Here is a 23,035-nt window from a genome sequence, read left to right on the forward strand (position 1 = left end):
AGCTTATAATCGCCGGTTCGCATAAGGCTGCCGGGGTTTACCCGGCCCCGATACTGGACACTGTCATGTTACGAATCACCGAACTCAAGTTGCCGATCGACCATCCCGAAGAAGACCTGCGCCCTGCCATCCTGCAGCGCCTGGGCATCGCCAGTGATGACCTGCTCGATTTCACCTTGTTCAAGCGCAGCTACGATGCGCGCAAAAAATCGTCCGAACTGTGCTTTATCTACACCATTGATTTGAGTGTGCGTGATGAAGCGCCGCTGCTGATCAAGTTTGCCGACGACCGTAACGTCAATCCAGCACCCGATGTCAGCTACAAAGTCGTCGGTCAGGCCCCTCAGGACTTGAATGAACGCCCGATTGTCGTAGGCTTTGGACCGTGCGGTATCTTTGCTGGCCTGCTACTGGCACAGATGGGCTTCAAACCGATCATTCTTGAGCGCGGCACCGAAGTGCGTCAGCGCACCAAAGATACTTGGGGCCTGTGGCGTAAAAACGTCCTCAACCCGGAATCAAACGTACAGTTTGGTGAAGGCGGCGCGGGCACGTTCTCGGACGGCAAGCTCTACAGCCAAATCAAAGACCCGAAACACCACGGCCGCAAAGTGCTGCACGAGTTCGTCAAAGCCGGTGCTCCTGACGAAATTCTTTACGTCAGCAAACCGCATATCGGTACATTCCGTCTGACCGGCGTCGTTGAGAACATGCGTCAGCAAATCGAAGCGCTGGGCGGCGAAGTTCGCTTCCAGCAGCGTGTGACTGATGTGCTGATCGATAACGGCCAACTGACTGGTGTGGTCCTGGCCGATGGCGAACAGTTGAACTCACGGCATGTGATCATGGCTCTGGGCCACAGCGCCCGTGACACCTTCCGCATGCTCCACGAGCGCGGCGTGTATATGGAAGCCAAGCCGTTCTCGGTGGGCTTCCGTATCGAACACCCGCAATCCTTGATCGATAGTGCGCGCCTGGGCAAGTACGCCGGTCACCCTAAACTCGGTGCTGCCGACTACAAACTGGTGCACCACGCCAAAAACGGTCGTTCGGTTTACAGCTTCTGCATGTGCCCGGGCGGCACTGTGGTTGCCGCTACCAGCGAACCGGGCCGCGTTGTGACTAACGGCATGAGCCAATACTCACGTAACGAACGCAATGCTAACTCGGGCATCGTTGTCGGCATTACACCTGAGGATTACCCGGGTGGACCATTGGCGGGTATCGAGTTGCAAGAACGCCTGGAGTCTCACGCGTATGTGCTGGGCGGCAGCAATTATGAAGCGCCAGCCCAGTTGGTCGGCGACTTTATCGCCGGTAGACCCTCTACCGCATTGGGCAGCGTTGAGCCGTCCTACAAGCCGGGGGTGTCTCTGGGGGATTTGGCCCTGGCATTGCCGGACTTTGCCATCGAAGCCATCCGCGAAGCATTGCCAGCCTTCGAGAAGCAGATCAAAGGCTTCTCAATGCATGACGCGATTTTGACCGGGATTGAAACCCGTACCTCGTCACCGTTGCGCATGACCCGTGATGCGTCGATGCAAAGCCTCAACGTCAAAGGGTTGTTCCCGGCCGGTGAAGGCGCAGGCTATGCCGGCGGTATTCTGTCGGCTGGCGTTGATGGCATCCGCATTGCCGAAGCAGTGGCTCGGGATATTTTGGGTATCGAAGCCTAATACACTTTCGCACCCGGTCGCAGCTGCCAAAGGCTGCGTCCGGCTGCGAAGCTATCGTAAATCCTGGCTTCACGATAGTTTCTCCATCGCACGCTACCTCGTTCGAACGCCAGCGGATACGGACTTCTGCGTCGTGTAGACAGGCTGTTTTTCGTCTCACTTTGTCACACAACTGCTAGGCTCTTCGTCGATAGGTAATCTTCCGGCTGCTTATAATAAAAACGAATATAGTTTTTGTTTTAACTGCTAAGAAGTCGGGTTAGGGTGTCGCACCTTATAACTATTTGATGGAGAGCCACCTTGCCTCTGCGTAGCACTTTCACTCGTTTTTTTCAGTTGGAAGCTGCCAGCGGCTTGTTGTTGATTGCCGCAGCGGCTCTGGCTTTGATCATCAACAATTCGCCGCTTTCTCACTACTACACCGCCTTTCTGGATGTCCCGGTAGCGGTTCAGATCGGCGCCCTGCAAATTGCCAAACCCTCATTGCTGTGGATCAACGATGGCCTGATGGCCCTGTTTTTCCTGCTGATCGGCCTTGAAGTCAAACGCGAATTGCTGGAAGGCCAACTGTCCAAGCCCTCACAAGTCGTGCTTCCCGGCGGTGCCGCCATTGGCGGGATGGTCGTACCTGCACTGATTTACTGGTTCATCAACAAAGACTTCCCCGACGCACTCGATGGCTGGGCCATTCCGATGGCCACCGACATCGCCTTCGCCCTGGGTGTGTTGGCACTGCTCGGCAAACGCGTACCGGTGTCGTTGAAGCTTTTTCTGATGACGCTGGCAATCATTGATGATCTGGGCGCAATCATTGTGATCGCCGTGTTCTACTCCAGCGAATTGTCGGGTGTATCGCTGATGTTGGCCGCCGCCTGTCTTGTGGCCTTGATCGCGATGAACCGAATGGGTGTGGTGAAAATAGCCCCGTACATGATCATCGGCCTGATTCTCTGGGTCTGCGTACTGAAAAGCGGCGTGCATGCCACGCTGGCAGGTGTGACGCTGGCATTCTGCATACCGCTGCGTACCAAAAACTCCGAGCCCTCCCCTCTGATGGGCATTGAGCATGCGTTGCACCCTTGGGTGGCCTATGCGATTTTGCCTTTATTTGCCTTCGCCAATGCGGGCGTCTCGCTGACCGGTGTCAACCTGCACAGTTTCACCCACCACGTACCTCTGGGTATTGCCGCCGGTTTGCTGATCGGTAAAACAGTGGGGGTATTTGGCTTTACCTGGATTGCGATCAAAACCGGCATGGCCGCATTACCTAATGGCGCGAATTGGGGCCAGGTGTTTGGCGTCGCTATTCTCTGCGGCATCGGCTTTACCATGAGCTTGTTTGTAGGCTCACTGGCATTCGTACCGGGCAGCAGCGATTACGTCGGTATGGACCGCATGGGCATCCTGACCGGCTCCATTCTGGCCGCACTTATCGGCTATGCCGTGACGGCAGCCTTTAGTCGCAAGCAGCCAGCACTCTGAATCCAGAACGCTGAGCACAATAAAAAACCCCGACCCATGCAAATGGGTCGGGGTTTTTTATTGAACGGCCCTTAAGGCTTACTGGGTAACGCGGCTTGTACCGTCAACGGTCATGATGCGAACGCGCTCGCCGGTACGGAACACTTGGTTAGGCTCTACCTGCTGCACATAAGCACGGGTGCTGCCGTCGTCTTCACGGACGGTAATTTCAACACCTTGGGTCTTGGTCAAACCCGACTCAGCGGCCGAGCCCAACAGGCCACCCGCTACTGCACCGATCACTGCGGTCACAATGCTGCCACGGCCGCCGCCAATGGCGCTGCCGCCGACACCACCGATAACGGCACCTGTTGCCGCACCGATTGGGGTTTTGGTGCCCTCGATCTGTACAGGACGCAGGGCAACGATAGTGCCCATGCGCACGGTTTGAACACGACGCGCTTCATCGCGCGAATAGGAATCGCCCGTCAGGTTCGAGGTGCAGCCGCCCAACAAGACCGTCATGGTCGAAAATGCAGCAATTAGCAGTACGGACTTACGCATAGGTTCAACTCCAAAAGAACAGGGATTCATTAAAACTCCGCAGCCGGGTGCCTGTCACCGCACAGTACGGATAACGGGGTATTCATTCAGCGCCAGTACAGCCAAATCAACACCAACCGTCGTTGCAAGCCACATTCAAGGGTAGCCCGTTGCAAGGTTTTTTTCCTGTGCACAGACCTTATTACTCAAAGCGTTCAGGGGGCCAGTCGCTCGCGGCCCCAGTCAGCACCCTGACGCAAATAGTTGAGTCGATCATGCAAACGGCTCGGACGGCCCTGCCAGAACTCAATGCGCTCAGGGATCAGGCGGTAGCCCCCCCAGTGCTCAGGGCAATGGGGCTGTGTATCACTAAAGCGCGCCTGCGTGGCCTTGAGCAGCTCGTTTAGCTCCTCGCGATCAGCAATGACCTGACTTTGCGGTGATGCCCACGCCCCGATCCGGCTGCCCAAAGGGCGAACCTGGTAGTAGGCGTCGGACTCCTGAGACGAAACCTTTTCGACCCGCCCTTCGATGCGTACCTGACGCTCCAGGGTTGGCCAGAAAAAAGTCATGGCCGCAAAAGGATGAGCAGCCAATTGCTGCCCCTTCGCGCTGGTGTAGTTGGTAAAGAAGGTAAAACCCAACTCATCCAGGCCTTTGAGCAGGAGCACCCGACAATGCGGGCGCCCCTGAGCATCTACCGTTGCCAGTGTCATGGCATTGGCTTCGACCGGCGCTTGCTCAGTGCTGACTGCGTCACTGAACCATTGACGAAACAGTGCAAAAGGCTCGTCGGGTGCTTGCGCTTCGACCAGTCCGTCTCGGGTGTAATCTCGGCGCATATCTGCCAGCGCTTGGGTCATGAGGCGCTCCTTGGCCAAGCGAATCAGTTCTTGGCTTGATCGTTGGTAGCTACCTTTTTAGCCGCTGCTGTTTTAGCCACGACTGCCTTTTTGGCGGGAGCTGGCTTAACAGCTTTTTTAGCCGGAGCGGCTTTCTTGGCCACGGTGGCCTTTTTCGCCGGAGCAGCGGCTGCCTTTTTAGCTGCGGAAGCCGAAACGGCTGGTTGCACGGCGGCCAACTGTTCAGCGGTCAAAGCTGGCTGAGCGTATTTGCTGACCAGTGCGACCATAGTGGCTTGCGGCGTCATCAGGATTTCAACGCGACGGTTCAAGGCACGGCCTTCATTGCTGTCGTTCGCCGCACGCGGCATGACCGAACCCATACCACGAAGCGTCAGACGATTACCCTGCAAACCACTCATACGAAAGATGGCCGCCACTGACTTGGCGCGGTCCAGACTCAGCTTGGTATTGCTGGCCATGGCGCCAGTTGAGTCAGCATGACCGAGCACTAATACGGCGGTTTTAGGATCGCCTTCAACCACCTTGGCGACACGGGTAAACGGGCCAAGCATCGACGGCATCAACAAGTCCGGGCGCGTTGCCTTGAACGAGCTGTCAGCCGAGGCCACTACCACTAACAGGTTTTCGCGACGCTCCAACTGCAGGTCGGTGCCTTTGATAGCAGTACGCAGACGGGGTTCGTACTCATCAAGCCAGGCCTGAGTGATTTTCGGGTCTGGCATCGGGATCACGCCAATAGGCGCCGCTTGGGTTTCTTTAGCGTCGCTATCGAACGGCCACCACCATTTTTTGGCGGAGGTCGTGGCAGCAGCAGGTGCGGCAATGACCGCGACCTTAGGTTTTTCCACCGCAGGTGTGGCCTTTTTATCAGAGGCGTCTGCTGTCTTATCGGTCGATGTCGACGACTCTGACGAGCCAAACTGCCACCATTTCTGGCCGCCGTCGGCATTATTCTGTGGAGTTTGTGCGCAACCAGTAATAGCCAGGCAAAGTGCCAAGGCGAGGGTCTTATTAGATGACATTGAATATCCACACAATGAATTGATGAAAAAAGGCTATATGCCCACTAAAAAAACGTATTAAACGGATAAAAGCTACAGCGATCCGACCTACGGACTACAAATACACCGTTACAGACACGCGGCCAATACCTTGACCAGCTTTTGCGCCCTCGGGTCCATTAATACATAAGGTCCCAAGGTGTTAGTTACAAATCCGAATGTCACTTCTCGCTCCGGATCAGCAAATCCTATCGACCCCCCTGCGCCGGGGTGACCAAACGCCTTTGGCCCCAGCCCGAACGTAGCGTTCGGTACATTCGGTTGATCCAGCATGCAACCCAGCCCGAATCGTGTCTGGGTCAGCAAGGTTTTATCCTCGCCAATGCTGTGTTCGCGGGTCAGTTGCTCCAGCATTTCGGCTTCAAGCAAACGGCCATCAAGCAAACCGCTATAAAAGCCGGCCAAGCTGCGGGCATTGCCATGACCATTAGCCGCGGGTTGCTCCATACGGCGCCACTCCGGCGTATTGGTGCTGGTCATGATAGAAGGTGGATTGGCAAATGCTCGCGTAGTCATGGAATTTGGCTCGCGCATCATCGTCATCAACATACGTTTCGACACCTCATCCCCCTCATTGCCCTTGCTGCGGGCAACATGGGCGACCCGGTAAAACTCGTCGTCTGCCAGCCCCACATGGAAATCCAGCCCCAACGGCTTGGCCGTGCGGGCAACGATCGACTGGCCAGCACTGCGACCGTCCGCGCGCCGAATCAACTCGCCCAGCAACCAGCCATAGGTAATCGCGGCATAACCGTGGCCCTCACCCGGCGTCCACCAGGGTTCTTCGGCGGCTAGCGCATCTACCATGGTCTGCCAGTCATACAAAGCTTCGCGTGGCAGCATTTGGCGTATCGCCGGCAAACCGGCCCGATGGCTCAGCAACTGGCGCAGCGTGATGGCCTGCTTACCGGATGCCGCAAATTCGGGCCAGTAACGGGCAACGGGTACATCCAGCTCCAGTTTGCCTTCTTCGACCAATTGCAGCGCCGTGACTGCCGTAAAAGGTTTGGTGCACGAAAACAGATTGGCAATGGTGTCGGTGTGCCAGGGTTGATGACCGTCTTTGTCGGCAGTCCCCGCCCACACGTCCAGCACTGTTTCACCGGCTATCTGGACACACAAGGCAGCACCGCGCTCTTGCGGATCATTAAACAGATCAGCAAATGCCTCGCGAACTGTTTCAAACTGAAGGTCGTGAAAACCTTGAATCTGCACCACCTACCTCCTGGATCAAGCATGGCTGTCAATGGCGTGCATTGTTCCAGCCCCGGTCAAATTTTGAAACAGAGCAAAGGTCTCAACCGCACAAATTTTGTGCGTTAGGCAGACTTCCACGACCGTATCAGCGGCGGAGTGGATTTTTTGTGAAAATGGCGAGGGTTATGCGGGATCAATCGCGGTTCTTCAGAACCCTCTCCAAACGAAAGAGGGTTCTGAAAAGTGAAGCTCAGAGTGCGGCGTAAACCCGGGTTGCCAGCTCTCTGGCCCGTGGGTCCATCAAGACGTGGCTGCCCATCGTCGTAGTGACAAACCCGAAGGTCACGTCGCGTTCCGGATCAGCGAAGCTGACAGGGCCACCCAGCCCTACATGGCCAAACGTATTGGGGCCCATGCAGTTAGACGCTGCGGGGTCGGCTGGCTGCTCCTTCATGCAGCCCAGGCCATAGCGCATAGGTCTCAAGAGCGTGCGGTCCATGCTGTTGCTGTGTTCGCGGGTGAATTCACTCAGTAACTCCGATCCGATCAATTGACCGGCCAACAGCGCACTGTAGAAACCCGCCAGGCCATGGGCCGTACCGTGCCCATTCACGCCAGGCTGGCGATAACGCCACCATTGAGGATCGTGAGTGACTTTTGGACCAATCCCCGGATTGGTAAAGGCAAGCGTGGCCACGTGCTCGGGTTCATTGACAATGACCTCGCGCAGATCAAGTGCATATTGATCACCGACTCGTCCTTCGGCGCGATCGAAATGTGCAATACGATGAAAATGCTCGTCAGCCACCCCCATGTGCACTTCCAGCTCATAAGGCTGTGAGATGTTTTCTGCGATAAACGTACAAGGGTCCCGCCCATCCACCCGCCGAATCAGCTCACCGATAATCCAGCCATAGGTCAGGGCGCCATAGCCCAGATCAGTCCCTGGCTGCCACCACACAGGTTCGGCCGCCATTATTTCCACCATGTCATCCCACTCAAACATGATGGGCGTGCGATTCGGCAGCCGCAGGGCGGGAATGCCCGAGGTGTGTGACATCACCTGCCGCAAGGTGATGCGCTCTTTGCCGCCTTGAGCGAACTCTGGCCAGTAGCGGGCAATTGGGGCGTCCAGCTCCAGCTTGCCCTCTTCCACCAGCATCAAGGCAGCCACTGCCGTAAACGGTTTTATGGCGCAATACGTATTAACCAGTGTGTCGCGACCCCAAGGTTTTTGACCCTCCAGATCCGCCACACCCGCCCACAAATCGACCACTGTTTCGCCGCCGACCTGCACACACAGTCCTGCCCCACGCTCCTGCGGGTCGTCGAAGATTGACTCAAACGCCTGCTGAACGGCTTCGAACCCACTTGCACATCTTCCTTTAGCTTCCATCTCGAAGACTCCATTCAGTTGGAACGGATGACCTTAGTTTTTAAATGGAATTAATAAAGAAGCTAACCCTTGATGAGCGACGAAATGCATCGCCACTCATCCGGTTCAGATGATCAGTGGCCTTTACCCGAGTGACCGCCCGCATGCCCTGTGCCAGAGCGTTCGCCATTACCTTCCTGCGGCGTTTGGCGAGCGGCTTTGACTGCGTGTTCGGCATCCACTTGCGCCTTGGCGGCTTCATCGCCCAATTGGTCGAGGGCTTGAAGGTTGGTTTTGCGAACACTTTCAACAAAGCCGGTAAAGGGCAGGTCAGTGATGCCGATCATGCCAAAGTGACCGTTCTCGCCATCAAGCAGGCGGCCTGTCACAGGCTGGTCCAAATACTGGAACCAGTGCACACCGACAATCGAAGGGTCGGCCACGGCCTGTTTGATGAATTTCGCGTACGCAGGCCCACGGGCCTCTTCGTTGGCGACCTCTGTTACACCCCCCCAGAACGGGCCACGGTCACGCGAGCCGAAGTTGAACTCGGTAATCATTACCGGCTTGTTCAATTCGCGCAGTTTGGCGAAGTCATAGCCGTCCTGAGGTTGCAGGGTATAAAAGTTGAAACTCAACACATCGCAGTACTGAGCGCACGAAGCCACTGCTTCCGGAGTACTGACCGAAAACCTCCCGCCGAGCAGCAAATGATTGGGCGCATGCCATTTCAGAGAGTCCGAGATGGTTTTGAAATACGTATCGGCGAAGACCTTTTGGAAATACTGATAGTCCGCCTCGATTTCCGGATGTTCGGGATTGGGCATGGGGGCCTCGAAACCCGGGTCTTCCATCAATTCCCAGGCAGGGATATCAACGCCCCAGGCTTTTGACAGGCCTTGCTGGTTACGATACTTGTCACGCAACTGCTTGAGGAACGCTCGCTTGGCAGGCACATCAGTGGTCAAGCGCAAGGTGCCGAAAGCGAGGGCATAACGCGACTTTGGATCAGCTCCGGGGCCAGCCCACGCCAGTTCGTTATCGGCAAAGTAGCCAATCAGCCACGGGTCATCACGGTGATCGCGGGCAGCAATGGCCACCGCACGCTCTGTGGCCATGGCAAAACGCGGGTCGAACGGGTCAGGCATGCCACCCCACCAGTCGGTGCCGGTACTGATGCTGGCATAATCGCCAACAATCGACAGCGGCAAGGTATAAGGCACGCGGTCGTTGAGGCCCAGTGCCGGGTCACTCCAGTTACCGATGGTGTTAAAGCCCCAGGCCTGCAAGCGATCCAGGGTATGGGTTTGCCAGCGCTTGGCATCAAACGCTTCAGGCGCACACGGAATAACAGGTTCTGCGCCGGGCTGTGTTTTGCCGGCTACGCAGGGCTCACCGTAAATACGTTGCAGGTTGGCCCCATAGAAGTTGTACCAGCGACCGGCGTTGAACCCACGGCCCTGCGAGGCACCGTTGCCGTTGTTGTTGTTCGAAGAACCGTAATAACCCGCCAGCGGTGCATCGCCTTTGGGCAGGTCAGTAAACATCCACTCGCGGCCAGCGATGTACGTCTGACTGTCGTTGGCGGTAACCGCATTAAGCCCCAGCGAGAAAAACGGGTGCCCCTCAGGCGTCACCAGATTCCAGCGACCATTGCGCTTTTCAGTGTGGAAGAAACCGGTGGCCTCAAACGCCGGACCTTTCAGCCAGCCGCCGTATTTATCAACATCGGTACGGTTGGCCAACCATCCCTTGAGTTGCTGCTGTTCTTTGGCGGCAGCGGCTTTGAGTTGTTCGTCATTGGCCACACGCTCCGGCCACTTGGCCCGGGTCGACTGGCCGTAACCATCGACAATTGAGCCGTAGACCGACTGGATGACACCCTCGCCGTCCTGAACACCGAAGCGCTCCAGCAAGATGCTTTGCGCGGCTTTGGGTTGCGGGATCGACAACGTCACTGAAGCCACTTGGCTGCGATCAATCTGGCCCTGGCTGCTGGCCAGCAGAATACGCTGCCCGTCGAGGGTCATTGGCATCGGCGGGCCTGCACGCATTCCCTGGCTATGCGGCGTATTGGCCTGCAATGGCAGCAGCAGTGTTTGCGCAGGACCTGGGGGCAAATCGACACGACTGGTGAGGGTCTTGCCGTCCGAACTCTTGACGGTGATATCGAGGGTCAGAGCCCAGTTCATCGCATTCTGGATACGCAGAGTCATCATGCCCGACTGCGACCAGTCCCAGACTCCGGTCTGCGGGGATAACCGCAAGTTGGGCGCGTCTGCCGGACTGAACGTCACGCGGCGCAGCACTTCGCCTTCGGCCGTTTGCTCCGCATTGTATTGCGGCAAGGTCGCATCTTCGGTCGCCACCTGCACCACATCGGCAGGGCGAACGAAATTGAACAGGGTTTGTTGACTGGTAGGCGCTGCCAACAGCGGCGTCGTGACCAGCAGCGCAAAAACAGCAGAGAGCGAGCGGCGAATCATATGGATCAGGTTCTCCCTAACGGCCGAAAGTCGGCCTGTGAGGTTTCGAATGTCACAGCATAGACGACAGCAAAGCCGGCCATTGAGCCGGCCTGCACTTATGAAATTTCACGACGAAAAGGCGGCAGGGCATTGAGGATTGCTTTGCCATAGCGCTGAGTCACCAGCCGACGATCCAGCAAGGTGATGGTGCCGCGGTCCTGCTCAGTACGCAGTAAACGACCACACGCCTGTACCAATTTGAGCGAGGCATCAGGCACCGAAATTTCCATGAACGGGTTACCGCCCCGGGCTTCGATCCACTCAGCCAAAGCGGCTTCGACGGGGTCATCAGGCACCGAGAACGGAATTTTGGCGATGACCACGTGTTCGCAGTACGCGCCGGGCAAATCCACCCCTTCGGCAAAACTGGCCAGCCCGAACAACACGCTGGAATCGCCGCCGTCCACTCGCGCCTTGTGCTTGTTAAGGGTTTCCTGTTTTGACAGGTTGCCTTGAATGAACACTTGTTTGCGCCAGTCGCGCTCCAGGCCGTCGAAGACGTCCTGCATTTGTTTGCGCGAGGAGAACAGCACCAGCGTGCCCCGCGAGCCCTCAACCAGGCCGGGCAAGTCACGAATGATTGCCGCCGTATGTGCCACGGCATCGCGCGGGTCGGCTTTGAGGTCAGGTACGCGCAAGACTCCGGCATCTGCGTGATGAAACGGGCTTGGCACCACCGCCGTGACCGCGGCTTTGGGCAGCCCGGCGCGCATGCGAAAACGGTCAAATGTGCCCAGCGCAGTCAATGTCGCCGACGTCACCAGCGCGCCGTAGGCGACGTTCCACAGGTTGCGGCGAAGCATTTCGGCGGCAAGAATCGGGCTGGCATTCACCTCTATATCAAACAGCGAGCCGCTCTCGGCCAGCGTTAGCCAGCGTGCCATGGGAGGGCTGTCTTCAGGATCTTCGGTGGTGAAAGCCGTCCACAGTTCCCAATTGCCCTGAGCACGGGACAACAGACTGCCGAACAGCGGGTACCACTCTTCGGCCTGATTGCTGGTGATACCAATATTGACCTCACCATCCATGCCGTCCTTGAGAATCTCGGTCAGACGAGTGAACAGATCGGTAAGGCGCGAAAAGCCTTTTTTAAGTTCGATGCCCATTTCACGCAAGTGATCAGGAATGAGCCCCCCAACGAAACGGTGGCGCGGACGCTCACGGCCCTCGGGCTCGTCACCGGTCTTGAAGTCGGCGATTTGCTCGCAGGCGCTAAACATGAACTGTTGCTGGCCCTTGATCTCTTTCGCCAGCTCCGGCACCTGCTCAAGCAAACGCCCCAAATCACCCGGCAACGGGTGTTGAGCCAGCAGTTTGGTCAGGTTTTTGGCGGTTTGCTCCAACCAGTCGGCCGTTGAGCGCAAGCGGGTGTAATGAGCGAAATGTCCGATGGCCTTGTCAGGCAAATGATGGCCTTCATCGAACACATACAGCGTGTCCCGTGGGTCGGGCAGCACCGCGCCGCCGCCCAGCGCCAGATCGGCCAGCACCATGTCGTGGTTGGTGACGATCACATCCACCTTGCTCATGCCTTCGCGCGCCTTGTAAAAGGCGCACTGACCGAAGTTGGGGCAATGACGGTTGGTGCACTGACTGTGATCAGTGGTCAGGCGCGCCCAGTCCTGGTCTTCCAGGGCTTGGGGCCAGCTGTCACGGTCGCCATCCCACTTATTGCCGGCGAGCTTTTCGATCATGCTGGTAAACAGCTTTTGGCTGGCTTCATCGACTTCAATCTTGAAGCCTTCTTCTTCAAACAACTGCGCCGTTGCGGTCTGTGCGTGACCTTCTTGCAGCAGCATGTCGAGTTTGGACAGGCACATATAGCGCCCGCGCCCCTTGGCCAGCGCGAAGCTGAAATTCAGCCCGCTGTTACGCATCAAGTCGGGGAGGTCTTTGTAGACAATTTGCTCTTGCAGCGCGACAGTCGCCGTGGCGATCACCAGACGCTTGCCCGCTGCTTTGGCCGTGGGAATGGCCGCCAGACTATAAGCAACGGTTTTACCCGTGCCGGTGCCGGCCTCTACTGCAACCACGGCCGGGTCACCACTGCGGTGGCCTTCATCATCGGTGTCGATGTCGCCCAGCACTTTGGCCACTTCGGCGATCATCAAACGCTGGCCATAGCGCGGTTTGAGGCTCTTGGCTTCGAGAAAACGCGAGTATGCGCCCTGGATCTGGGATTTGAGTTCGGTACTAATCATGGTTCTTCGGGCGCAAGAAACGCTGGATAAATTTTCAGTGGTTCGAATGGCCGCTATCATACCCCGCTAATTCATCCTGCGCCGAACGGAGTACCCCAATGACAGCCTTTGCCCTCGCCTACAGCCTTCATTTATTGGCCGCCATGCTATGGGTGGGCGGCATGTTTTTCGCCTGGATGATCCTGCGCCCTGCTGCTGTAGCGGCCCTTGAGGGGCCTGCACGGCTGAAGCTGTGGGCAGAAGTGTTTCAGCGTTTTTTTGTGTGGGTGTGGGTGGCAGTGGTCATTTTGCCGATAAGCGGTGTGGGTCTGTTACAGATGCGGTTTAGCGGTTTTGAAACCGCGCCACGCTATGTACAGGTGATGATGGGTTTGTACATTGTGATGGTGGCGTTGTTTATTCGGGTTCAGTCATTGCAGGTGCCGGAGTTACGCCGGGCAGTTGAGGCTCAGGAGTGGGCGGCCGGTGCGGCGGTGATGGGCAAGATTCGGCGCTTGGTGGGGTGTAACTTGATAGTGGGAGTGGTGCTGGTAGCCATTGCGGCCGCACGCCCGATGTTTTGAGAAATGCAGCTGCAAGCTTGCCGCTTGCAGCTGGAGTTTCATCTACAACCGATTGATTGTTACCGCACCCGCACTGCCTACTTCGCCCGGCTGACCGGCCAAGCCTGGACGTCCCGGTTTGGCGCCATCGGTGCGGTAAACCACGCAGCCTTTGGATTTACCCCCCGCACCAGGCCGACCGGCTTCGCCCGGGTTACCGCCCGCCCCGCCGTCAACCCGAACGCTGACCCAGTCATCCGGGTAGTCGCGGGGCAATTCGAGACGCACGTGGGCACCCGCAGCACCTGCCTGCCCATCACCGCCATTGTCTCCGTTATGACCTTTGCCCGCAGAACCCCAAGTGCAACCCGGCTCCGAGCCGTTGCCACCATCAAGCCCCGCATAACCGGGCGCACCCTTGCCGCCACGCGCATCAATAATCAACTTGGGCGCTTGCAACGATTCAATCCGGACATTCAGATCACGGGCCGGGCGGGCTGGTTTTTCATAATTGCCAGCAGCGCCACGGGCGTTGATCTGGCTGCCCTCTTCCAGTTCAGCCTGAGCCACGCGCAATTCAATGGCAGTGTCGGCCGGCACGATGGTGATGCGTGCCTCTCGCCCCAGATGCAATTGGTCGATGCTGACCTGGGTCACACCCGCCGGGATCAGCAACGTGCCGTATTCAGCCACATCGAGTTTTTCCAGTTGCAGCACGCCCGTAGTGGCAGGCAAGCGCATGAAGGTATTGGGTTCAACCCTGACAACTTCAGCATGGGCAAAAGGGCTGCACAGGGCAGCCAACAGGCATAACTTACGCATGGCTGGGGTCTCGCTCGGTCGAAGGACGAAAAGTCTGTACGTGAAGAACGCCCAATAACAGGATGTACAGGCGGTCACGCCAAGGATGCGGACGATCCCGCAGGCTGCGATTGAATAAAAGTATTTCAAGCAAATGGGTGAGCAACAATAAGCTGCCCGCCAGATTAATCAGTAAATCAAAGGGGTTAATCAGCGGTTTGAAGACGTTGTAGAGCGCCACCCCCCAAAACAACACCATCAGTATTTTCCCCAACCCCCAAAGCACCTTCATACCCCTTGCCCTATATAAGTTTTTCTTTGACCGTACATTAACGGCTCGCAGGAGGGGGACGCCAGTAAACCGGACAAATTTATTCACTGACCGTTGATTCCGGTCTTGGAAGCCGCCATACGCCTCGAAAGTAAAGACACGCCGCCCGTTCTGCACACACCTGGCGATAGGCACTAGGCCGCAAGGCTTGAGCAGGCTAGTCTTGGTCGTTCTGATTGAGGACTTTCCATGACGTCTGGTTTTTCTACACGCACGCCCCAGCAAGCATTGGCGGCATTGCTTGATCGCTATGCGCCCCCACGCCTGCTGGTTGTCGGCGCCAGCGAGTTCCCGGCGCTGGCCGCGTTCAAGAACGCGCACCCGGATGCCGTTGTCTGCCATGCAAGACCGGGTGCTTTGCCCTCAAATCTGGCAGCACAACGCTTTGATTTGGCGCTGGTGCTCGATTGTCTGGAGCATTTGCCCAAACGCGAAGGACTGGAACTGTTGGGCGGTATTCGCAACCTTAACGCCAGCCGTATTGCTGTGCTGGCGGATCTGAACGCATGTGGCTGGGCAGAAACTGACTTTTTCGCCCTGGCCTTACAAAGCAGTGAACATTTCCAGCGCGATGAACAGGTACTGACGCTGTTCACTTACGACCTGCGCGAGTACAAGCAAGTCCCCGACTGGCTCAATGCAAGGTTTTGGGCCAATCCCGAGAATTTTGGCAAATATTGGTGGTAACCCCATGAGTACCTCTATTTGCCCGTGCGGCAGCGGTAATTCGCTCGACGCCTGCTGCGGGCAGTATCACGCCGGTCATCCGCCTCCCAGTGCCGAACTGTTGATGCGGTCACGCTACAGTGCCTACGTGCTGGGGCTGATTGACTATCTTGTTGGGACGACGTTGCCCGTGCAGCAAGCAGGGCTTGATCGCCAGTCCATTTCCCAGTGGAGCGCGCAAAGCACGTGGCTGGGTCTGGAGGTTGAAAACAGCGAAGTGTTCGGCGGCCAACCGGAACACGCGTTTGTGACCTTTACTGCACGGTGGCATGACGCCAACGGCGAGCACAGCCATCGCGAACGCTCTTCATTTGTGCAATGTGCTGGTCGTTGGTATTTCATCGACCCGACCGTGCCGCTTAAAGTCGGACGCAATGACGCTTGCCCGTGTGCCAGCGGACTCAAATTCAAAAAATGTTGCGCCGGTTTTTTCAACCAGTAATCGGGTGAAAACCTGATCAGGAGTAGCGAATGGATTCTCGAACTCGAATAACTCGAACCCTCTTGTTGATGATGGTTCTGACACTCTCGGGTTGTGCCTCCTGGTTTGGTTCCGGTGACAAAGACCCACAAGTGCAGTTGGTTCGCGTCGAACTGGTCAAGGCCAAGGTGCTAGAACAACGCTTCAAGTTGCACTTCAGGGTCGATAACCCCAATGACTCGACGTTGACCGTGCGCGGTATCCGATATGCGGTGTACCTGGGGCCGATAAAACTCAGCGAAGGTGAATACAGCCAGTGGTTCAGCGTGGAGCCCAACAGCCACGCCCAGTTTGTGGTGCCGATCCGGACCAACCTGTGGCCCCATGTGCGGACCTTGGTCAAATTGCTTGAAACACCCGAGCAAGCCATCCCCTATCGTCTCGAAGGCACACTTGAAACAGGCCTGTTCTTCGGTAACGACGTGCACGTGATGCGTAAAGGCGAGATAATCGCCGCCGATTTTATTCCAGAGTGATTCAGTAATGACCCAACAACCCCACGTTCATGGCCCAGACTGCAACCACGATCATGATCACCATGATCATGCCCATGACCACGACAACGGTCACGTACATGGCCCTCACTGTGGCCATGCGCCTCAAGAACCTGTGCGCAACGAGCTGAAAGACGTTGGCCGCAACGACCCGTGCCCTTGTGGCAGCAACAAGAAATTCAAAAAATGCCACGGCGCCTGATCGTTTAAAGCGCCCGGCACACGCCGCACCTGCCTTGGGCATGTGCGGCGTGTGTGTTTTTGCAAACATGAAAATTCCCACAAACACCTTCAACCGATGCGCCATAGGGAGTAAAACAGAGAGCCCGCAGTGAATTGCAAAGGCTGCGTGAACCTTCCTTTCTGGAGCTCTTCATGATCGATCTTTATTACTGGACCACCCCCAATGGGCACAAAGTCTCGTTATTTCTTGAAGAAGCCGGTCTGCCCTACACGATTCATCCGATCAATATCGGCAAGAACGAACAGTTCGCCCCGGACTTTCTGAAGATTTCCCCGAATAACCGCATCCCGGCAATTGTCGATCAGGCGCCAGCCGATGGCGGCGGCCCTCTCTCCCTCTTTGAATCAGGCGCCATCCTGCTCTATCTCGCAGAGAAAACCGGACGCTTCCTGCCTAAGGACCTGCGTGGACGGCAAATGGCCTTGCAATGGCTGTTTTGGCAAATGGGTGGCCTTGGCCCGATGGCCGGGCAAAACCATCACTTCAATCGCTTCGCCCCCGAAAAAATCCCCTACGCGATAAAGCGTTACGTCGACGAAACCACGCGCCTGTACGGAGTGCTGAACAAGCAATTGGAAGGCCGCCAGTTCGTAGCGGGAGACGAGTACAGCATCGCTGACATGGCCATTTATCCGTGGATTGTGCCGCACACCTGGCAAGGTCAGAACCTTGACGACTTCCCGCACCTGAAAGTGTGGTTTGAGCGCATCCAAGAGCGCCCAGCGACTGTACGGGCCTATGCGCTGGTCGAAAAAATCAACCCGCCGCACTAAACCACATCTGTAGCCGCTGATGAGCAGCGCGAAGCGATCGTAAACCTGACCACTGTGATGCGCCTGACACACTGAAGTGAATGGTTTTACGACTGCGATGCAGCCGGACGCAGTCTCGCGCTGCTCGCCAGCTGCTACAGGTTTTTGCATTATCAATCAGCCACCAAGATAGCGCTTGCGCAGTGTCATCGGCCTCACTAACGTAGCGCCTTTCGACGACACTACCCCCCGCAGGAGCTTTGCCATGGCCTCGCCAGCCCTTTTTCGTTTTTTACCCCGGTTCGGCGCTGCCGCGGCAATAGGCACCTTGCTGGGTCTGGCCGGTTGTCAGAGCCAAAATAATGCAGGCGAGAGTCTGGTTCCCACCTCTGGCACACAGCCACTTAAAGGGCTGGCACAAAACGTATCGGTTCGGCGCAACAGCCAAGGCATGCCGCTGATTGAAAGCAGCAGTTTCCATGACGCCTTGTTCACCCTGGGTTACGTACACGCCAGCGACCGTATCAGCCAGATGGTGCGCCTGCGCCTGATGGCTCAAGGCCGATTGGCGGAACTCAATGGCAGCGACGCACTGCCCGCCGACCGCCTGATGCGCAGTATCAATCTGAAAGCCAATGCCGATGAACTCTATAGAAGCGCGTCCCCGCGCCTCAAAAAGTTCTTCGAAGTATACGCGCGCGGAGTCAACGCCTACCTGTTCCGCTACCGCGACAAGCTCCCGGCCGATCTGGCTCAGGCCGGCTATAAAGCCGAGTACTGGAAGCCCGAAGACAGTGCGCTGATTTTCAGTTTGTTGAGCTTCGGCATGTCGACCAACCTGCAAGAAGAGCTGAACTCGCTCGCACTCGCGCAAACAGTCGGCACTGACAAACTGGCCTGGCTAACCCCCACCTATCCAGGTGAAGCCTTGCCTGCAGCCGAAGCCGACAAACTCAAAGGTCTCGACCTTGGCCGCCAGTTACAAGGTTTGAGCGGTGTGAACCAAGCCCTTGAGCAGGTCACACAACTGAGCCTGCCCGGCGTCACGGCGTCCAGTGACTGGGCCATCGGCCCCCAACGCAGCCGTAGCGGCAAAAGCTTGCTGGCCAACGACATTCACCAGCCCATCGGCGTACCGTCAGCCTGGAGTTACGTGCAAATCCGCGCGCCTAAATACCAGGCAGCAGGCGCCACGATCGCCGGCCTGCCCACCTTGTTTGCCGGGTTCAACGGCAAGGTTGCCTGGGGCATGAGCATGGCCATGGGCGATAACCAGGATGTGTTTCTGGAAAAACTCAAACGCCAGGGCAACACGCTTTATTACCTGGCAAACGGCAAATGGCTACCGGCCAAAGCACGCACCGAAACCTTTTTCATCAAGGGTCAGCGCCCAGTCCGCGAAACGATTTATGTCACCCGCCACGGGCCATTGCTCAACAGTGCATTGGGCACACCGACAGCACTGAATAGCGGCCTGGGTCTTGCCCTGCAAACCCCGGAAGTGAAAGGCGATAAAACCCTGGATGCGTTCTTCGACCTGTCCCGCGCCCAGAACAGTGAAAAAGCGTCTGACGCCAGCCGAGAAATCCGCGCTGTCGCGCTCAATCTTCTGTATGCCGATGCCAGCCACATTGGCTGGCAAGTCACCGGGCTATATCCAAACCGCCAGGAAGGCATCGGGCTGCTACCGTCGCCGGGCTGGGACAGCCGCTATGACTGGAATGGTTACGCCGACGCGATGCTTCACCCCTACGATCAGGATCCGACTCAGGGCTGGCTGGGCACGGCCAACCAACGCACGGCGGCGTTTGGTTACGGCATGCAGTTGTCCAATTCGTGGCTGTCGCCGGAGCGCAGCGAACGTCTTGCGCAATTGGCTGGCAGTGGCAAGCAGGACGCTCGCAGCATGATTGCGATGCAATACGACCAGACCACCCTGTTTGCAGCCAAGCTCAAAGCCATGTTCAGTGCACCCGGCATGGCCCAGCCATTGAAACAGGCCATTGCGGCCTTGCCTGCGGCAGATCAAAGCAAAGCCCACGAAGCCCTGACCCGCTTGATGGCCTTTGACGGCAAACTCAGCGCCACCTCAGCCGATGCCGCGTTGTACGAGCTGTTCTTGCAAACCAGCACCCAACAGATTTTTCAGGATGAACTGGGCCCTGAAAACAGCGCAGGCTGGAACGCCTTTATCGCCAATGGCGGCCAATCGTATTCCGCTCAGGCCGATCACTTGCTGGGCCGCGAAGACAGCCCGTTCTGGGATGACACCCGCACCCCGCAAAAAGAGGACAAGCCCGCGATACTGGCCCGCAGCCTTGTCGGCGCAATCAACACGGGCGATAGCCTGATGGGCAGCGATCACAAGGCTTGGCAGTGGGGCAAGCTGCATCATTACCTGTGGCGCAACACCACGGGTCAGACTGTTCGCGGGCCGATAGCGGCAGGCGGCGACCACACCACGCTCAATATGGCGGCTTACAACGTAGGAGCAAACTCCTTCGAAACGACCCTCATACCGGCGATGCGCATGATCGTCGACTTTGGTCAGATTGAACCGATGATGGCTCAAAACAGCACCGGCCAATCCAGCAACCCGGCCAGCCCGCACTACCTGGATGGCATTGATCCGTGGCTGAAGGGCCAATACATCAGTTTCCCGATGCAGCCGCAAAATTTCGACAGGGTGTACGGCAAAACCCGCCTGACACTGGTGCCGGGTAAATGAACCAACCCGGATAAACCGTAACAGTTGACGAGTAATGCGGGGCTACGATCGGCGGCGCAGCCGTCGTAACCCCTTATATCTGGTGCATCGTCGAATGCAGCCTCGCATTACTCGACAGCGGCTACAGGCGTTGCACTTCGGGATCGAACTTCCCGCCCTGCCCAGCGCTCTCAATTAACAAGCCCTCTGCCCCGGCATGCTTATGGACCTTGTTATCGCTCGCCCCGAAGGGTTGTATTGCCCGCCCGGTGATTTCTACATCGACCCATGGCGTGCCGTGGAGCGGTCAGTGATCACTCACGGCCATGGCGACCACGCCCGTACGGGCAATTCTCATTATCTAGCCGCAGAACCCGGCGCTGGAATTCTGCGCGCGCGACTGGGGCAGGACATTAACCTGCAAACCCTCGCGTATGGCGAAACGCTCAAACATCAGGGTGTCACCCTCAGCTTTCATCCAGCCGGTCATGTGTTGGGTTCCGCCCAGGTTCGGCTTGAGTACGAGGGCGAGGTGTGGGTCGCGTCGGGGGATTACAAAGTCGAACCCGATGGCACCTGCGCACCGTTCGAACCTGTGCGCTGTCACACCTTCATCACGGAGTCGACCTTTGGCCTGCCGATTTACCGCTGGCAGCCTCAAGCCGAGATATTTGCCGAAATTAATCACTGGTGGCGCGCCAATCAGCAACAGGGCAAAGCCAGCGTGCTGTTCTGTTATGCGTTCGGCAAAGCACAACGCATCTTGCACGGGATAGATTCAACCCTCGGCCCCATCGTCGCCCACGGTTCAGTCGAGCCGCTGAACCGCGTCTATCGCGACGCAGGCATTTTCATCCCGCCGACGCTGTATGCCGGCGACATAAAGAAAAACGACCCGCTGCTTCGTCAGGCGTTGATTCTGGCGCCGCCGTCTGCGGGCGGCAGCACCTGGATGCGCCGGTTTGGCGATTACAGCGACGCGTTTGCCAGCGGCTGGATGCGCCTGCGAGGACCTCGTCGGCGCCGGGGCGTAGACCGTGGCTTTGTGCTTTCCGACCATGCTGACTGGCCGGGTTTGTTGTGGGCGATTGAGCAAACCGGCGCCGAGCGGGTGATGGTGACCCACGGATCAGTGGCAACGCTGGTGCGCTACCTGAGCGACAAAGGCCTCAACGCTCAGGGCTTCAACACTGAGTACGGGGACGACGAAGAGGCGATGCCAGAACCGGAGCCTGCCCCATGAAAGCCTTTGCGCAGTTATACAGTGAGCTGGATGCCACAACGTCCAGCAATGCCAAGCTGGCCGCGTTGCAAGGCTACTTCAGCCAGGCTCAACCCAGTGACGCGGCGTGGGCCGTGTATTTCCTGGCCGGTGGGCGGCCACGGCAATTGGTACCCAGCCGGGTTTTACGTGAAATCGGCATGCAATTGGCGAACTTACCCGAGTGGTTGTTTGAAGAGAGCTATCAAGCGGTCGGGGACCTGGCTGAAACCTTGTCCCTGTTGCTCCCTGAAAACCGCCACACTAGCGAAGCCGGATTGGCCGAGTGGGTTGAACAGCAATTGCTGCCCTTGCGCGGTCAATCGCCAGCAGACTTGGCGCAGCGATTACCGGAGTTATGGGCGCAACTGGATCAACAAAGCCTGATGGTGTGCATCAAGCTGATCACCGGCAACTTTCGGGTGGGCGTCTCCAAGTTACTGATCACCCGCGCCCTTGCTGCATTAGCCGGAGTCGACAGCAAACGCGTGGCTCAGCGTTTGGTGGGTTATACCGAACTCTCACGCACACCCACCGCGGCCGATTACCTCAAGCTGATCGCCATTGAGTCCGCTGACGAACACGCCCTGCGCGGGGGCCAGCCCTACCCTTTTTTCCTGGCTCACCCGCTGCAACTGCCAATAGAACAGTTCGACGCACAACTGGGACCATGCAGCGACTGGCAGGTGGAATGGAAGTGGGACGGCATCCGTGCCCAAATCGTCAAACGGGACGGACAGGTCTGGATATGGTCAAGAGGCGAAGAGCTGATCAGCGAACGCTTTCCGGAATTGCAGCGCATGGCTCTCGATTTGCCCGACGGCACGGTATTGGACGGTGAAATCGTTGTCTGGAAAGACTCTGCCGATGCTAAGACGCCGGCCGTCCAGCCTTTCGCCCTGCTGCAACAACGGATCGGCCGAAAAACCCTCAGCAAAAAAATACTCAACGATATTCCCGTCGTCGTGCTGGCCTATGACCTGCTGGAATGGCAAGGCGACGACTGGCGCCAACACACCCAACACCAACGCCGAGAGCAACTGGAGTCCGTGGTCAACACCAGCAGCGACCCGTGCTTGCGGCTGTCTCCTGTCCTGCAGGGCAAAGACTGGGCGGATCTGGCCCAACAGCGCCTCGCGTCACGCAGCCTCGGAGTTGAGGGCATGATGCTCAAGTCGCGCAACGCTCACTATGGCGTTGGGCGCACCAAGGAGGTGGGCGTGTGGTGGAAGTGGAAAGTCGACCCGTTCAGCGTTGATGCAGTATTGATTTACGCTCAGCGCGGCCATGGCCGGCGCGCCAGCCTGTACAGCGATTACACCTTTGCCGTATGGGACGGGCCCGCCGAAAAAGCCGACCGCCAACTAGTCCCGTTCGCCAAGGCATATTCCGGGCTGACCGATGAAGAAATGCGCAAAGTGGATGCGATTGTGCGCAAAACCACGGTCGAAAAATTCGGCCCGGTCAGCAGCGTCACGCCCAGCCTGGTGTTTGAATTGGGCTTTGAGGGAATCGCCCTGTCAAAACGCCATAAAAGCGGCATTGCCGTGCGTTTTCCGCGCATGCTGCGTTGGCGGCATGACAAGGGCATCCAGGACGCCGACAGCCTGGAAACACTCAGTGCCTTATTGAATTGAGGCGTTCGCCCTGTTTTGGCGCGCCCCCGTGTTCGTGCTCCAAAATGGACACTTACAACCCTAATTGACCCTTTTCAGCCCTTTTACCGACTGGCAATACGACTTTGGATCGGAAATTGCTACTGCGCCTCTGTCGTGGCTTTGCAGTAAC

20 protein-coding genes are annotated in these 23,035 nt (G+C 57.4%); 11 read left to right on the top strand and 9 right to left on the bottom strand.

The genetic code is table 11. The features are described 5' to 3' along the window. The first annotated feature begins 65 nt into the window (after positions 1-65). Positions 66-1,676: an NAD(P)/FAD-dependent oxidoreductase gene (locus tag EQV93_RS00950; RefSeq protein WP_122784740.1), complete on the top strand. Its 1,611-nt coding sequence runs from the start codon at positions 66-68 to the stop codon at positions 1,674-1,676. Between the two features lie 300 nt (positions 1,677-1,976). Continuing rightward, positions 1,977-3,158 (top strand): Na+/H+ antiporter NhaA, encoded by a 1,182-nt coding sequence (gene nhaA / locus EQV93_RS00955; RefSeq protein WP_122784741.1) that lies wholly within the window; start codon positions 1,977-1,979, stop codon positions 3,156-3,158. A 78-nt stretch (positions 3,159-3,236) separates the two neighbouring features. Here nhaA and EQV93_RS00960 read toward each other — a convergent pair whose 3' ends face one another. The 7 genes from EQV93_RS00960 to dinG all read right to left on the bottom strand — a co-directional run bounded on the left by EQV93_RS00960 (position 3,237) and on the right by dinG (position 12,908). Then, positions 3,237-3,701 carry a glycine zipper 2TM domain-containing protein gene (locus EQV93_RS00960; RefSeq protein ID WP_122784742.1) on the bottom strand — a complete coding sequence of 155 codons (465 nt, stop codon included), beginning with the start codon at positions 3,699-3,701 and terminating at the stop codon, positions 3,237-3,239. Between the two features lie 194 nt (positions 3,702-3,895). After that, the gene (gene pdxH / locus EQV93_RS00965) at positions 3,896-4,543 is read right to left on the bottom strand and encodes a pyridoxamine 5'-phosphate oxidase (RefSeq protein WP_146384073.1); all 648 of its coding nucleotides are present in this window, start codon (positions 4,541-4,543) and stop codon (positions 3,896-3,898) included. A gap of 23 nt (positions 4,544-4,566) precedes the next feature. Then, on the bottom strand, positions 4,567-5,568 hold the full coding sequence (locus EQV93_RS00970; protein WP_122784744.1) for an OmpA family protein: 1,002 nt from the start codon (positions 5,566-5,568) through the stop codon (positions 4,567-4,569). Between the two features lie 108 nt (positions 5,569-5,676). Beyond that, the gene (locus EQV93_RS00975) at positions 5,677-6,822 is read right to left on the bottom strand and encodes a serine hydrolase domain-containing protein (RefSeq protein ID WP_240890726.1); all 1,146 of its coding nucleotides are present in this window, start codon (positions 6,820-6,822) and stop codon (positions 5,677-5,679) included. 232 nt (positions 6,823-7,054) lie between these two features. Next, entirely contained in the window at positions 7,055-8,200 is a 1,146-nt protein-coding gene (locus EQV93_RS00980) for a serine hydrolase domain-containing protein (protein WP_240890727.1), read from the bottom strand. 113 nt (positions 8,201-8,313) lie between these two features. After that, on the bottom strand, positions 8,314-10,665 hold the full coding sequence (locus tag EQV93_RS00985; protein WP_122784747.1) for a beta-galactosidase: 2,352 nt from the start codon (positions 10,663-10,665) through the stop codon (positions 8,314-8,316). A 98-nt stretch (positions 10,666-10,763) separates the two neighbouring features. Continuing rightward, positions 10,764-12,908: an ATP-dependent DNA helicase DinG gene (dinG, locus tag EQV93_RS00990; RefSeq protein ID WP_122784748.1), complete on the bottom strand. Its 2,145-nt coding sequence runs from the start codon at positions 12,906-12,908 to the stop codon at positions 10,764-10,766. Positions 12,909-13,006: 98 nt separating this feature from the next. On the opposite strand from dinG, the gene EQV93_RS00995 reads away from it, so the two are divergent. Then, positions 13,007-13,471 carry a CopD family protein gene (locus EQV93_RS00995; RefSeq protein ID WP_122784749.1) on the top strand — a complete coding sequence of 155 codons (465 nt, stop codon included), beginning with the start codon at positions 13,007-13,009 and terminating at the stop codon, positions 13,469-13,471. 42 nt (positions 13,472-13,513) lie between these two features. Here EQV93_RS00995 and EQV93_RS01000 read toward each other — a convergent pair whose 3' ends face one another. Together EQV93_RS01000 and EQV93_RS01005 are read right to left on the bottom strand one after the other, a co-directional pair. Beyond that, positions 13,514-14,272, bottom strand: coding sequence for a collagen-like protein (locus EQV93_RS01000; RefSeq protein ID WP_122784750.1), 759 nt, complete (start codon positions 14,270-14,272; stop codon positions 13,514-13,516). Further along, positions 14,265-14,543, bottom strand: a complete 279-nt coding sequence (locus EQV93_RS01005) for a DUF1145 domain-containing protein (RefSeq protein ID WP_122784751.1) — start codon at positions 14,541-14,543, stop codon at positions 14,265-14,267. Before EQV93_RS01005 ends, EQV93_RS01000 begins: the two co-directional genes overlap by 8 nt. Before the next feature lie 228 nt (positions 14,544-14,771). Here EQV93_RS01005 and EQV93_RS01010 point away from each other — a divergent pair, with 228 nt between their 5' ends. From EQV93_RS01010 to EQV93_RS01045, 8 genes are all read left to right on the top strand, one after another. Next, positions 14,772-15,269 carry a DUF6231 family protein gene (locus EQV93_RS01010; RefSeq protein ID WP_122784752.1) on the top strand — a complete coding sequence of 166 codons (498 nt, stop codon included), beginning with the start codon at positions 14,772-14,774 and terminating at the stop codon, positions 15,267-15,269. A 4-nt stretch (positions 15,270-15,273) separates the two neighbouring features. Then, the gene (locus tag EQV93_RS01015) at positions 15,274-15,750 is read left to right on the top strand and encodes a YchJ family protein (RefSeq protein WP_122784753.1); all 477 of its coding nucleotides are present in this window, start codon (positions 15,274-15,276) and stop codon (positions 15,748-15,750) included. 29 nt (positions 15,751-15,779) lie between these two features. Further along, on the top strand, positions 15,780-16,265 hold the full coding sequence (locus tag EQV93_RS01020; protein WP_199750880.1) for an LEA type 2 family protein: 486 nt from the start codon (positions 15,780-15,782) through the stop codon (positions 16,263-16,265). Positions 16,266-16,272: 7 nt separating this feature from the next. Next, positions 16,273-16,485, top strand: a complete 213-nt coding sequence (locus tag EQV93_RS01025) for an SEC-C metal-binding domain-containing protein (protein WP_122784755.1) — start codon at positions 16,273-16,275, stop codon at positions 16,483-16,485. 173 nt (positions 16,486-16,658) lie between these two features. Further along, positions 16,659-17,300, top strand: coding sequence for a glutathione binding-like protein (locus EQV93_RS01030; protein ID WP_122784756.1), 642 nt, complete (start codon positions 16,659-16,661; stop codon positions 17,298-17,300). A gap of 244 nt (positions 17,301-17,544) precedes the next feature. Continuing rightward, positions 17,545-20,007, top strand: coding sequence for a penicillin acylase family protein (locus EQV93_RS01035; RefSeq protein WP_240890728.1), 2,463 nt, complete (start codon positions 17,545-17,547; stop codon positions 20,005-20,007). Between the two features lie 202 nt (positions 20,008-20,209). Next, complete coding sequence (locus EQV93_RS01040) at positions 20,210-21,229, top strand: ligase-associated DNA damage response exonuclease (protein ID WP_122784758.1); 1,020 nt, start codon at positions 20,210-20,212, stop codon at positions 21,227-21,229. Then, a complete protein-coding gene (locus EQV93_RS01045; RefSeq protein WP_240890729.1) occupies positions 21,226-22,884 on the top strand; it encodes an ATP-dependent DNA ligase in 1,659 nt (552 codons plus the stop codon). Before EQV93_RS01040 ends, EQV93_RS01045 begins: the two co-directional genes overlap by 4 nt. Positions 22,885-23,035: the final 151 nt, after the last annotated feature.

The organism is Pseudomonas sp. TMW22091 (assembly GCF_022496705.1).
GTDB lineage: Bacteria > Pseudomonadota > Gammaproteobacteria > Pseudomonadales > Pseudomonadaceae > Aquipseudomonas > Aquipseudomonas saxonica.